General features: G+C 35.1%; 10 protein-coding genes. 1 reads left to right on the forward strand and 9 read right to left on the reverse strand.

Annotated elements, in window-relative coordinates:
* Positions 1–16: 16 nt before the first annotated feature.
* The 6 genes from SB773_RS00880 to SB773_RS00905 form a co-directional block, all read right to left on the reverse strand.
* Positions 17–3,211, reverse strand: a complete 3,195-nt coding sequence (locus SB773_RS00880; protein WP_060751547.1) for a DEAD/DEAH box helicase — start codon at positions 3,209–3,211, stop codon at positions 17–19.
* Positions 3,212–3,329: 118 nt separating this feature from the next.
* Positions 3,330–4,262 carry a response regulator gene (locus SB773_RS00885; protein WP_060751548.1) on the reverse strand — a complete coding sequence of 311 codons (933 nt, stop codon included), beginning with the start codon at positions 4,260–4,262 and terminating at the stop codon, positions 3,330–3,332.
* A gap of 2 nt (positions 4,263–4,264) precedes the next feature.
* Positions 4,265–5,563, reverse strand: a complete 1,299-nt coding sequence (locus SB773_RS00890) for a sensor histidine kinase (RefSeq protein WP_087946990.1) — start codon at positions 5,561–5,563, stop codon at positions 4,265–4,267.
* A gap of 64 nt (positions 5,564–5,627) precedes the next feature.
* Positions 5,628–7,340, reverse strand: coding sequence for an oxaloacetate-decarboxylating malate dehydrogenase (gene malS / locus SB773_RS00895; RefSeq protein ID WP_002126727.1), 1,713 nt, complete (start codon positions 7,338–7,340; stop codon positions 5,628–5,630).
* A 74-nt stretch (positions 7,341–7,414) separates the two neighbouring features.
* Complete coding sequence (aspA, locus tag SB773_RS00900; protein ID WP_002012229.1) at positions 7,415–8,854, reverse strand: aspartate ammonia-lyase; 1,440 nt, start codon at positions 8,852–8,854, stop codon at positions 7,415–7,417.
* A gap of 24 nt (positions 8,855–8,878) precedes the next feature.
* The gene (locus tag SB773_RS00905) at positions 8,879–10,150 is read right to left on the reverse strand and encodes a cation:dicarboxylate symporter family transporter (RefSeq protein ID WP_002130957.1); all 1,272 of its coding nucleotides are present in this window, start codon (positions 10,148–10,150) and stop codon (positions 8,879–8,881) included.
* A 378-nt stretch (positions 10,151–10,528) separates the two neighbouring features.
* Here SB773_RS00905 and pyrH point away from each other — a divergent pair, with 378 nt between their 5' ends.
* On the forward strand, positions 10,529–11,272 hold the full coding sequence (pyrH, locus tag SB773_RS00910) for a UMP kinase (RefSeq protein WP_003188660.1): 744 nt from the start codon (positions 10,529–10,531) through the stop codon (positions 11,270–11,272).
* A gap of 227 nt (positions 11,273–11,499) precedes the next feature.
* Here the strand turns inward: pyrH and SB773_RS00915 are convergent, their stop codons facing one another.
* The 3 genes from SB773_RS00915 to SB773_RS00925 all read right to left on the reverse strand — a co-directional run bounded on the left by SB773_RS00915 (position 11,500) and on the right by SB773_RS00925 (position 13,603).
* Positions 11,500–12,069 (reverse strand): imm11 family protein, encoded by a 570-nt coding sequence (locus SB773_RS00915; RefSeq protein ID WP_340803337.1) that lies wholly within the window; start codon positions 12,067–12,069, stop codon positions 11,500–11,502.
* 161 nt (positions 12,070–12,230) lie between these two features.
* Complete coding sequence (locus SB773_RS00920; RefSeq protein WP_341099182.1) at positions 12,231–12,803, reverse strand: imm11 family protein; 573 nt, start codon at positions 12,801–12,803, stop codon at positions 12,231–12,233.
* Between the two features lie 230 nt (positions 12,804–13,033).
* Positions 13,034–13,603 carry an imm11 family protein gene (locus SB773_RS00925; RefSeq protein WP_410588174.1) on the reverse strand — a complete coding sequence of 190 codons (570 nt, stop codon included), beginning with the start codon at positions 13,601–13,603 and terminating at the stop codon, positions 13,034–13,036.
* Positions 13,604–13,803: the final 200 nt, after the last annotated feature.

Here is a 13,803-nt window from a genome sequence, read left to right on the forward strand (position 1 = left end):
CATAGCTTTTTCCATATTAAATCATAAGAATATCGCGGATTTCTTCCTCCGTAATAGAAGATAACTTCTCTTCTCCCGGCTCGATAATTTCAGCGATTAAATTTTTCTTACTCTCTTGTAACTCGTGCATTTTTTCTTCAATTGTTCCATGTGCTACTAACTTAATCACTTGCACTGTATTTTTTTGTCCCATTCGATACGCTCTATCCGCAGCTTGTTGTTCAACAGCTGGATTCCACCACAAGTCGTACAATATAACTGTATCTGCACCTGTTAAATTTAGTCCTGTGCCACCAGCTTTTAACGAAATAAGAAATAGATCCCCTTCTCCTTCGTTAAACCGATTGCATAGCTCTACACGTTCTTGCGCTGGTGTACTCCCGTCTAAATAAAAGTATGGAACTGCTTGACGATTTAATTCACGTCCGATTATCGAAAGCATCTTCGTAAATTGGGAAAAGATAAGAATTCTCTTCCCTGTACTTCTGCATTCCTCCAAAATTTCTAGCAGCTGATCAAATTTAGCTGAACTACCTTTATAGTCATCAACAAACAAAGCAGGATGACAACAAATTTGCCGTAGTCTCGTTAAACCAGCTAAAACCCGAATTTTATTTTTACGTAACGTATCTTTATCCAAATGTTTTAACGTTTCTTCTCTTAACTTTGCTAAATAAGCTGCGTAAAGCCTCTTTTGATCTGGTAAAAGTTCTGATGATTGTAAGTGCTCAATTTTTTCTGGGAGTTCGTGTAATACATCACCCTTTAACCTTCTTAACACGAAAGGTTTTACCCGCTTCGCAATATCTTCACGTCTTAAATCACCGAACTCTTTTCTTCCCGGTAATAATTCTGGGAAGACGACGTGGAAGATAGACCATAGCTCTTCTAATGAATTTTCTACAGGTGTTCCTGTTAATCCAAAACGGTACTCCGCCTGCACTGTTTTTACCGCTCTTGCAGTTTGCGTCGTATGATTTTTAAATGCTTGTGCTTCATCAAGAAATAGCGTATGAAATGGCTGCTCATATAACCTTATATCTCTTCTCAGTAAAGGATATGACGTAATGACAACATCAAATTTCGTTATATCTTTTAAAATTTTTCGGCGCTCTGCTTGATTTCCATCGGCAATAACTGCTCTAATATGTGGAGCGAATTTTTTCAACTCGCTAAGCCAGTTGTAAACGAGGGACGACGGAGAAACAACTAATATAGGCAGTTTCTTCTCTCGAATTTCCGGCAAAACAGAGTCTATAAAAGCAATACTTTGCAACGTTTTCCCCAGTCCCATATCATCAGCTAAAATGCCGCCAAAACGATAATAGGCAAGTGTTTTCATCCACTGGAATCCGTATGTTTGATACTCTCTCATTATCGCATCTAAGCCACTTGGCACCGCAAACTTCAGCTTTTTAGGGTTTTGAATGTTCTCTACCAATTCTTGAACAGACTCATCTAAACTTAATACGTTTCCTTCTTGCAGTGAATTCATCCATTTCACACTACGAATAAGAGGGACATCTATTTCTTCGCCTTTTAAAAATTCTTTTCGAATACTAGATTCTTTTATAAACTGATTAATATCATTAAACTCTTTACTCTCAAGTGATAGTAGAGCACCACTTGCTAAACGATAATATTTTCGTTTCTCCTCAAGAGCGACTAATACCCCTTTAATTTCTGCCTCTGGAATACCTTTTATATCAAAGCGGAATGATAACCAATCAATTCTCTCTTTCCTTCTAACTCTTATAAGAGGAGCTGTGTCTCCCTTATGAATTCGTAATTTGATTGCTGACGTCGCATAAATATCAACTAAACCTTTTAACGTTGGAACAGCATGATATAAAAAGTTATACTCAGCTTCTTCATTATGCATAAAATAACCGCCTTCCGTTTTCGCAAAGGCACTTTCACTCATAATTTCTAAAATCTCTTTTTCCTTTTTCTCATCACGATTAAAAACAGATGGCTGCCCATCCTCTTCTAACGGATTAATCACGACGTTTCCATAATGAAATTCGAGACCTGCTAACAAACGATTTTTCACTCGATCTAAATACAATTTTGCTTTTAGCGAAGGCGTTTCCACACAATCTGATACTACCTCATCTATTCGCACAGTTCCTAGCTTCATTAACCCTGGTACAACTTTTGCTACAAAGTGCTCCATCTTATCTGCTGGAATATACAATTGGTTACTACTAGAACGATTCATCATTTTTTGTAATTCGATAAGCCGCTTACAATCCTCAGCGTTCAACTGATACAGTTTCCCTCCAAATAGAGCATAACTATACGTATCCATTACTTCTACTTGTTGTAAGCCGTCAATATAAAGTGTAAACCCATCGTTACTCCCTTTATTAAACTCAAAATGTAAAGGAAGTAGCCCTTTTGAAATTTGTAAACCGTGAAAAGATTTTCCATCTTGATTAAGTCCCACAAACTCAACTTTAGAAAGTAAAGAAAGCATATCCTTCCATGAAGCTGGCGGTATTAAAATCATACTATCATCTTGTTTTGCATGTACTTCCAGTGTATCCTCATACATTTTTTCATTATGATAAATTTTAATGAGCTGCTGAATAATCGCATCCGTTTCTTGCCTGAAGCTATGTACATCTGGTGTGTATGTAAATTCATTGGAACAATGAAAAGTCTCTCTTTTCTCCACGTTAGAAAGAAATTCTCTAATATGATTTATAAAATATGTTTTCGCAAGTTTTAACTGAATTCCAAGAAGGGCCCCACCGCTTTTCGTCGCTACTGGTGAACATATAAACGCAACATCTAATATTTCACGTGTATCAAAACGGTGTTGTTTACTTTTTGGCCGCAGTGGTTTGTCTGCAAACAACTGAAACATCCCGCTCGTTAATTGATCATTTCCGCTCATATTTTCGGACATGCCGCCCGTTTGCTGGTTATAATTTATTTGTATTAGTACGGCTGCAACATGTTGACAGTACGTTTGAAAAGACGCTAATGAAGGACAACTACATTTCGCAACAACATCACCTTTTTTAGCTTTTTCTACTGTAACATGAAAATCTTCATTCCCTTTTACCGTTGCCTCGCAAATTTCTTTATTTTCATCATAATGATTTATTATTACTTTATTTGATTTATAATAAGCTTCACCTCTTTTATATGAGGTCTCTCCGCATACTTCTTTAATAATCGATTTATTTAATGTAAAACTCATTTTTTGACACTTCCTTAATTTAAAACCAATTTCTCTTAACTAACATTTTACATGCTCTACGAGAAAATATAAAATGTAGATTTAATAAAAAAAGATGCTCATTTATAAGCACCTTTTTTCACGCTATCTCCATCAACCGTTTCGCCTCAAAATACAACACTTGAATAAACTTCTTCGTATTAATTCGTATATGGCCAGAAGTTGCTACTTCATCCTTTGTCATTTCTGTCATTCGTTTTCTAACTACAGTGAAATCAAAAAATTTCGGAGCATAGCTTTCAAATTTCGGATTTGAAAAGTCTGTTAATCCAAGGGAAGCTAAGTGATTTAACGATTGATAAATCGCTCTACGTACCCTTTGTTCAGATGCTTTTCTCTCCTTATCTATATCTGCATCTGAAGCTATATTCTCTAATTTTCTTATAGTTATATGGTGAAAGATATCTTTTAGCGCAGGAAATCCAAATTCAAACGTTTGCTCTTTTTCTTGTCCATATAAATATTCCAACATACTAAGTAAATCTTTACTTCCATTCTCTCCCGCAATACCAAGTTCTGATAATAAATAGCGCCCTGAATCTGCTATTCTTTTTCCTTCTTGTATTGGCTCATTTCGAACTTGCGGCTGTTCCCACTTAAAAACGTTATTCAATGATTTTTGAATATCATGTATAGAGCGCTCTAAACGAATACGTTCCATTACTTTACGTACAACAGACATAACCTCAATTTTGTTCAATGGTTTTGTAATATAATATTCAACACCAAGTGTATACGCCTCACCAATAAGCTGTTTCGATTCAACTTGAGAAATCATAATGATTTTCCCTGAAAAAGAGGACGCAATATGGCGAACTGTTTCAATCCCATCTCGCATTGGCATTAATAAATCAATAAATAAAATATCTACTTTTTTAAAATTTAGTTGATCTGCTTCAATAAAAGCTCCATCTTCCGACTCTCCAATTACTTCCCCAAGATCGCCATCTTCAATAATTTGTGAAAGCATGGAGCGGAAAACTTCATCATCATCTACGATATAATAAAACAACTTTATTCTCCTTCCCGCTTTAAACTGCACTCCGGTAAACAAACGATAAACTTACACCCTCCGCCAGTTTCTCGGTCTTCTAATCTCACTTCTCCACCTAGCTCTGTTACCATTTCGTTTATGTAAGAAAGTCCAATACCTGTTGAAGGTGTTCCCGTTTGATCATACTTTGAAGTAAATCCTGGCTTAAATACTAATTTCTTATACTTCTGTGCAATACCAGGACCATCGTCAATTACTTCAAAGAATATATGTTTATCTCGTTTATATAGCTTAATAATAATGAGACCTCTACCCTCAATCGCTTCAACTGCATTTGCAACTAAGTTATTAAAAATGGATAAGACCGTGTACACATGATATTCTGCATGCTCACCTTCTATATGTTCCGAAAAACGTATATCTTTTTCTAACATTTCAGCGTACTTCTCATTAATTCTTACAATCATTTCCGCTAATTCATGTCCTTCTACATACTCAGCCACATTTTTATCTAATAACAGTTTAGATAGTCCTGCAAAAATTCTTTGATTATCCTTTTTGATTTCGTGCACTTCTCCTGCTATTTTTAATGCTGTTTTGCTATTTAAATCATCGTTCGCTTGTAAGTTTCGATATAGTTGATATGCTTCTTGTGTAATTAACTCAGCATTTTGTAACGTTTTTTTCAAATGGACAGATTCCACATATAAATTAGAGAGGTACATTAACATATTTTCATTTTCTTTTCGAACTTGTGATTCTTTTAACTTCGTTTCATATAAGTTCATCATATTTAAAAAACCAAGTGCAAAGAAACTACGGAAAATAGCAATAATAATTAGTTTATTCACTTCAGAAACTGTTATCGTTGTCCCCAGCACTAACATATGATAAAACGCAAGTTCAGACATACTTGCGATAATTTCAATTGTAATTCCAAGACATCCTATCACAATTGGCTTCTGATGAAACTTATTCACCCTACAAAGCGAAAAAAGACTTCCATAAATAAAATAATAAAAGAACACAGGATAACGCAAATAAAATGATTCTGTCATATGGAATGAACCTTGCAATACCCAGTCAAGACATACACGAAATAAGACTACAGATATACCTACAAGAATACCTGCAGCTGCTGCTGGCACTCTTCTTAAAAATAGTAATAAAAAGAAGAAAAGCGGTGTCCCGAAACTAACACGAAACATATCATTAAAAGGATGAAAATTGAGCTCTCCAGCAATCGGAACAACAACCATTAATATAATTAAAAGATACATATCTTTCTTCCATAATTGATTCCAATTCAAAGGTGCCACTTCCTATGCTTTTTTTCAATTGTAAAAGTGAAAGCCCGCTTATAATTATAAACGGGCTTTACTTCTATATTCTAACCTTTTCTACCGCTTTTATTTGGCGATACTCCGGTTCCCATATTGCTTCTTTTACGGCAATCTTAATATCGTCATCACTTAAGTTCTCTCTAGCAACACCTTCTGCAACTGCAACTTTCGCTACTTCAATCGCAACCAGTTCAGAGATATTACGTAACTCTTCAACTTCTGGCAAAATAGGCGCTCCTGGCTGACTTGTATCTACCATACTTGCAACTGCTTCTGCTGCTGCTGCGAACATTCCATCCGTCATGACGCTTGCACGAACAACAATTGTACCAAGACCTAGTCCTGGGAAAATAAGTGCGTTATTTGACTGTCCAATCACATACGTTACACCGTTATATGTAACCGGTTCAAACGGACTTCCTGTTGCAACTAATGCTTTTCCTTCTGTCCACTCGATTAAATCTGCTGGTTTCGCTTCAGCAAGTGGCGTTGGATTCGACATTGGTAAAATGATTGGTCTTTCTACGTGAGAAGCCATTTCTTTAATAATTTCCTCTTTAAATGCGCCTGCAACAGTAGATGTACCAATTAAAATTGTCGGTTTTACATGTTTCACAACTTCAGCAAGTCCGATCACATCATTTTGTTTCCAATCACTTACTTCAGCTTCTTTTCTTGCATATGGAATTTGGAAATCAAGAAGATCTTCCATATTATCTGTAACCAACCCATTACGGTCAATACACCAGAAACGATTATGTGATTCTTCGTCTGATAAGCCGACACGAACCATTGCATCTCTTACTTGATCTGCGATACCGATTCCAGCCGTACCAGCACCAAACACAACTACACGGTGTTCACTTAACGGTACACCAGAAGCTTTTACTGCCGATAATACAGCAGCAAGTGAAACTGCCCCTGTACCTTGAATATCATCATTAAATGTACAAACGTCATGACGATATTTATCTAAAATTTTTCGTGCATTTCGAGAACTGAAGTCTTCCCAATGTAGAAGTGCTTTCGGGAATTGTTTATTTACCGCTTGAACAAACGTATCAATAAATTCATCGTAAGCTTCACCTGTTATACGAGGGTGACGATTTCCAATATAAAATGGATTGTTTAATAATTCCTCACGATTTGTACCTACATCTAAAATTACCGGTAATACACGGCTAGGATCGATTCCAACTGCGGCCGTATATACAGCCAATTTCCCGATTGCGATGTTAATTCCACCAACACCCCAATCACCAATTCCTAATATACCTTCTCCATCCGTTACAACGACTAAATCAATGTTTTCAGCTGTTGCACCGATATTTGCAAATGCATCTTCAATACCTGATGGATCGTTAATTGATAAATAAATGCCACGTGGTTTACGGTATTCATGACTATATCTTTGAATTGCTACACCTACAGTTGGTGTATATACAATCGGTAACATTTCACGTAAATGCTCTGTTAAAATACGATAAAATAACACTTCATTTCGATCATGTAACGCTGTTAAGTATACATTCTTTAATAAATCATCCGGCTGAGAACTAAATTGTTCATACGCTCGGCGTGCTTGTTCTTCTAACGTTAAAACCGCTGGCGGTAATAACCCTTTTAAACCTAACTCTTCTCTTTCCTCTTGTGTGAAAGCTACCCCTTTATTTAAAAGTGGTGTTGATAATACTTCTGCTCCTCTTAATGTTGTTTCTAATGCACCATTAGAAGCCACTGTAAACTTACTCATAACATCCCTACCTCTATTCATATATAGCATTTCTATATTGTAAACAAAAAAGAGGGGATTGTCCCCCTCTTCTTTTAATTTTTCTTTAAAAGAGTTGCTCCTGCAATCCCTGGGTGTGTCATTTCGAATGGATCTAGAATTAACTCTAATTCTTCTTGTGACAATACACCATTTTTCACACATAGTTCTCGAACGGATTGCCCTGTCGCAATTGCTTCTTTCGCAACGCGAGCTGCTGCTTCATAGCCGATATGAGGGTTCACGGCTGTAATAATTCCTACACTCTTCTCAACGTACTCTTTTAAGCGATCTTCATTCGCTTCAATTCCTTTTAAGCAATTATCTGTAAAGGCACGGAAACCGTTATTCATAATGCTAATAGATTGAAGTAAGTTGAAAACAAGTACTGGTTCCATAACATTTAATTCTAATTGTCCTGCTTCTGAAGCAAGGCAAATTGTATGGTCGTTACCAATTACTTGGAACGCAATTTGATTAATTACTTCTGGCATAACAGGGTTTACTTTCCCTGGCATAATAGATGAACCTGGTTGACGAGCTGGTAGCATAATTTCCGCTAATCCAACGCGTGGACCTGATGCCATTAGACGAAGGTCGTTCGCAATTTTAGACATGTTCATCATACATACTTTAAGTGCTGCAGATACTTCAGTGTACGCATCCGTATTTTGAGTTGCATCTACTAAATCTTCTGCACCAACAAGTGGTAGTTCACTAATTGTAGCTAAATGTTTTACAACTGCTTCAATATATTCTGGATCTGCATTTAAGCCTGTACCAACTGCAGTTGCTCCCATATTTACTTCATATAAATGTTGACGTGATTGCTTGATACGTTTCATGTCACGTTCAAGTACGCGGGAGTATGCTTTAAATTCTTGTCCAAGACGAATTGGCACAGCATCTTGTAAATGTGTACGACCCATTTTAATAACATGATCGAACTGTTCTGCTTTTAATTCAAATACATCATGCATATAACCCATTGTTTGTAATAAGCCTTCTAATGCATTTAATGTTGCAATATGAATCGCTGTTGGGAATGCATCGTTTGTTGATTGTGCCATATTTACATGACTGTTTGGACTAATATAATCATAGTCTCCCTTTTCCATTCCTAATAATTCAAGGGCACGATTGGCAATGACTTCATTTGCGTTCATATTCATTGAAGTTCCTGCACCACCTTGAATTGGATCAACGATGAAATGATCATGCCATTTCCCCTCAAGGATTTCTTGTGATGCTTCTGCGATAGCACCACCCTTTTTCAATTCCAATCTTCCTACATCTGCATTAGCAAGTGCTGCCGCTTTTTTTACAATTGCTAACGCTTTAATTAAACCTTCATGGACTTTGTATCCTGTAATCGGGAAATTCTCCACTGCACGCATTGTTTGTACACCGTAGTACGCGTAATTTGGTACTTCTTTTTCACCTAAAAAATCTTTTTCAATTCGTACTCCATTTTTAACTTCAGTTAATGTTGCCATGATTACTCACTCCTTAACAATCTCTTACGCTGCTTTTGTTTGTTTGACCGTTTCTACATATTGTTTTGCTTTCTCATCATCGAATTCGCCTTCCCACTTCGACATAACAATGGCAGCTAATGCATTTCCTAATACATTGACAGCTGAGCGAATCATATCTAAAATGCGGTCAATTCCCGCAATTAATGCGATGCCTTCTAGCGGTAAGCCCATTGATCCTAACGTCGCTAATACAACAACGAATGATGCACCCGGAACTCCCGCCATACCTTTGGATGTTAACATGAGAACGAATAATAGCGTTATTTGCTCCGTCAGTGACATGTGTACACCGTACATTTGTGCAACAAACAATGCCGCTAACGCTTGATAAATAGCTGATCCAGTCAAGTTAAATGTATAACCTGTCGGAATTACGAAAGAGGCAACTGCCTTTGGACAACCGAACTCTTCCATTTTTCTCATTATATTAGGTAAAACAGCTTCTGAACTTGCTGTCGTAAATGAAAGAATAAGTTCTTCTTTTAAAATTTTTATTAATGTAAAAATGTTTACTCCGACCATTCGTGCATTAATACCTAATACAATCACAACGAATAGTATAACAGTTACGTATACAGCTAGCACTAGTTTTCCTAAAGGAAGTAGTGTTGCTACACCAAATTTTGCAACCGTAACAGCAATTAATGCGAATACACCAAATGGTGCGAATTTCATCACTTGATTTGTAACCCAAAACATCGCTTCGAGTACACCTTCAAAAAAGTTAAAAACAGGCTTTCCCTTTTCACCGATTGCTGCAACTCCTAAACCGAATAGTACTGAGAAGAATATAATCGGTAATAAGTCACCTTGTGTAATAGACTCAAATATATTTTTCGGTACAATATGAACAATCGTTTCTGCAAAGCCTTTCTTCTCTGTTGCATCTGCTGTTTGTTTATAAGAAGAAATATCACTTTGCTGTAAATTACTCATATCAACGCCAGTACCTGGTTGGAATATATTCGCTGCAAGTAATCCCATTAAAATAGCAATCGTCGTAATAATTTCGAAATAAAGAATTGTCTTACCGCCCAGTTTCCCAAGCTTTTTCATATCTCCTACACCAGCTACCGCAACAATTAATGCTGAAATAACAATCGGTACTACAATCATCTTAATTAAGTGAATAAATATATCCCCAATTGGTGTGATATAAGAAATCGCCGTTTTATTGCCATAAAAGACTGCCCCTACTACAATCCCTAAAACAAGCGCGACAAAAATTTGTGTTGCCAATCCGAATTTTTTCATTTATGTTCATCCCCTTCATGCGAACGCTTTCAATTTGAATTTATAAAAGCTACTCACACATCATATAAGCGAACCTACAAAATCATACAAAAACCTACAAGTTCGTCACAAAAAATTCAAATTTATTTCTTATAATATTCATTGACACTTTTTTATAAAAAAGAAATAAAATAACCTTGATAAAACATCAGATTATTTCGTATAATCTAAAAGATATACGTATTCTAAATAAATGGGGATGAAAAGGAGTGGATGTTATGAAAAATCACGTGAAGAAGTTCATCATATCTATTTCTTTTCTATTTCATTTTCTTACGAAGGAACAAAGGCATTAGCCTTTGTTCCTTTTTTATTGCAATCTATATAGGGGGAATTGTTATGAAACCATATAAACGCGTCTTAATTAAACTAAGTGGCGGCGCACTTGCTGATCAATCTGGAAATAGCTTTAACTCCAAACGATTAGAACATATCGCAAACGAAATAATATCCATTATTGACCTAGATATCGAAGTATCCATTGTCATCGGCGGCGGTAACATTTTCAGAGGTCATCTAGCTGAAGAATGGGGAATTGATCGTGTAGAAGCTGATAATATCGGTACGCTAGGTACGATTATTAACAGCTTAATGCTTCGCGGCGTTTTAACAAGTAAAACAGATAGAGAAGTACGCGTTATGACTTCCATCCCTTTTAATGCAGTAGCTGAACCATATATTCGCCTACGTGCAGTACATCATTTAGATAACGGTTATGTTGTCATATTCGGTGGTGGTAACGGGCAACCATTCGTTACAACAGATTACCCAAGTGTACAAAGAGCCATTGAAATGAATAGCGACGCCATTTTGGTCGCAAAACAAGGTGTAGACGGTGTCTTTACAAGTGATCCAAAATATAATAAATCAGCGAAAATGTATCGAAAACTGAACTATAACGATATTGTTAGGCAAAACATACAAGTAATGGATCAAGCAGCTTTATTGCTTGCTCGAGATTATAATTTACCGGCACACGTCTTTAACTTTGATGAGCCTGGCGTTATGAAAAGAATTTGTTTAGGTGAACATGTTGGGACGTTGATTAATGATGATGTTTCGATGCTTGTGCATGAAAAATAGTATTTTTCATCGGAAGTTTTGTCCACCCCCCACTAATTATTAGCCTTCTCCAATCGGGCTTTTACGAGCAGTTGATCTCCCACCTAACGTCTTTGCTTTAGCCGCATTTTGAAGAGGGAATCTTACTGCTCGTTAATACGAGATCAATAGTCCCCTAATTTGTATAACAAGGGGACTTAAATTTTTATCGTAAACTTATCAGGGTCATTAATAATGTTAGAATTTCTTTACGAAAGCTCTTCCGAATCCCACACTTCAATAAATTCAAAACCTTTTAAATCACTTTGTTCAATTAAAACCTTCAATTCATCCGAAATAAAAACAGCCGTAGGATGAATTTTTCCATTTATGTAAACCTTAAATATCATTTCATTTTGAACTATATTAAAATCAAATGCGAACTTTTCACAACCTACTATAAGGCCTGTAATCAGTTTTTTAAAGATTGCTTTATCACTATCAATTGCATCTAGTACATTCAATACATGAACTAAATAATATATTTCACTATTTGAGTTACGTATAAGGGGTAAGAATTCAACATCAGTACCTACTATAGACTCTAATAATTTTTTTGCCTTTTCACTAACCATTAGGGCACCAATTTCTCCCCAGAAGTGCGGAAAATCACTGGCCTTTCCTTCCTCTAAACATTCAATAGGTAGCTTTCTCCATGAATCTACTAATTTTATTGTAGAGTTAAACTTCCCTTCAAAAAACTTTTTATCTTCTTTATAATTTAATAATTGAAAAGACTCATAGTTATCTGAGAAATTTCTTAATTCCCAAATCTTCATAGCTATTCTCCTTTACTACTGAGTGATATATTGTTGTTTCTGAAACCTTACTTATTCATAATAAACAGCTTATGCAAATACATAAGCTTCTTATATTTTATTTATTACTCTCTTGGGTATTAATTAACATCATTAATCTGATGTACTTTTATTAAATTCCTTTACGAAAGCTCTTCCGAATCCCACACTTCAATAAATTCAAAACCTTTTAAATTACTTTGTTCAATAAGAACCTTTAACTCGTCCGAAATAAAAACAGCCGTAGGATGAATTTTTCCATTTATGTAAACCTTAAAAATCACTTCATTTTGAACTATATTAAAATCAAATGCGAACTTTTCACAACCTACTATAAGGCCTGTAATCATTTTTTTAAAGATTGCTTTATCTCCATCAATTGCATCTAGTACATTCAACACGTGGACCAAATAATATACCTCACTAGTTGAATTGCGTAAAAGTGGTAAGAATTCAACATTTTCACCTATTAAAGGTTCAAGTACTCTCTTGGCTTTTTCACTAATCATTGGTGCACCAATTCCTCCCCAAAATTTAGGGAAATCACTATAATTACCTCCTTCTACACACTCTATCAATATATTGCCCCATAAATTTGCTAAATGAGTTATTGAATTTATTTTTCCATCAATATATTTTTTATGGTCCCCCTCAAAATTTAACAACTGGAAAGATTCAAAGTTATCTAACACGCTCTTTAATACCCATATTTTCATGCTTATTCCCCTTAACTATTCTTTTATCTTCTAAAGTAAACTAGAATGTTACGTAACAAAAAATCGTTTACTACTATTTACTTTGTGATTCTAAAATATATCTTGAATATGAATTACCATCCCTTTCTATACTTATTCATAATAAAAAGCTTATACAAGTGCATAAGCTTTTTATTTTTTACTCTCTTAGATATGGATTCCCATTAATAATCTAATTAAATTAGATTTCTTTACGCACCCTCTTCTGAATCCCACACTTCAGTAAATTGAAAACCTTTTAATTCACTCTCTAAAATTGCATTTTTGAATTGATCTGATACTAAAAGATAGTTAGGATGTACCTTCCCATTTATATTCAATTTAAAAACTGGTTCGTGCTGGACAACATAAGGAATAAATACAAATTTTTTACATCCTATTATTAAACCTGAACTTAACTTATCAAAGATTGTTTTATTAGTATCAAGTGCTTCCAACACCCTTAAAACATGCATAGCATAGTATTTTTTGTTTGTTTGTTTATGAATTAATGGTAAAAATTCAATATTATCTCCTACTATAGGTTCTAAAAAATTCTTGGCTTTTTCACTAATTATTTGTACACCAGACTTTCCCCAAAAAATAGGGGAATCGCTTGATTTCCCTTCATCTGTTACCTCAATAAACTTAGGCGTCCATGAATCTGACAAACTCACCATAGAGTTAAAACTAGTTTTAAAATATTTTTTATCCTCTTCATAGTTCAATAATTGAAAGGTTTCATAATCATCAGTCGAGCTTTTTAATTGCCAAATCTTCATATATATTCTCCTTTATTATTACCATTTATATAGTTATTTCTTGGGTTCATTTAATCGTAAATTACCTTCTAATAAATCTCTTCCTATTCCATGTAACACTGTTTGGGTTCACATTCCTTATTTAATTCTTGTAAAAAAATAAAAAACAAACTAACCTTTAAAATGTTAGTTCGTTTTTAATAAATCATTAAATTAATATC

The organism is Bacillus sp. SIMBA_074, assembly GCF_046534555.1.
Taxonomy (GTDB): domain Bacteria; phylum Bacillota; class Bacilli; order Bacillales; family Bacillaceae_G; genus Bacillus_A; species Bacillus_A mycoides.

Coding starts and splice junctions, on each gene's coding strand:
- SB773_RS00880 (WP_060751547.1), bottom strand. CDS start 3,211: ATGAGTTTTACATTAAATAAATCGATTATTAAAGAAGTATGCGGAGAG.
- malS (WP_002126727.1), bottom strand. CDS start 7,340: ATGAGTAAGTTTACAGTGGCTTCTAATGGTGCATTAGAAACAACATTA.
- aspA (WP_002012229.1), bottom strand. CDS start 8,854: ATGGCAACATTAACTGAAGTTAAAAATGGAGTACGAATTGAAAAAGAT.
- SB773_RS00905 (WP_002130957.1), bottom strand. CDS start 10,150: ATGAAAAAATTCGGATTGGCAACACAAATTTTTGTCGCGCTTGTTTTA.
- pyrH (WP_003188660.1), top strand. CDS start 10,529: ATGAAACCATATAAACGCGTCTTAATTAAACTAAGTGGCGGCGCACTT.
- SB773_RS00915 (WP_340803337.1), bottom strand. CDS start 12,069: ATGAAGATTTGGGAATTAAGAAATTTCTCAGATAACTATGAGTCTTTT.
- SB773_RS00920 (WP_341099182.1), bottom strand. CDS start 12,803: ATGAAAATATGGGTATTAAAGAGCGTGTTAGATAACTTTGAATCTTTC.
- SB773_RS00925 (WP_410588174.1), bottom strand. CDS start 13,603: ATGAAGATTTGGCAATTAAAAAGCTCGACTGATGATTATGAAACCTTT.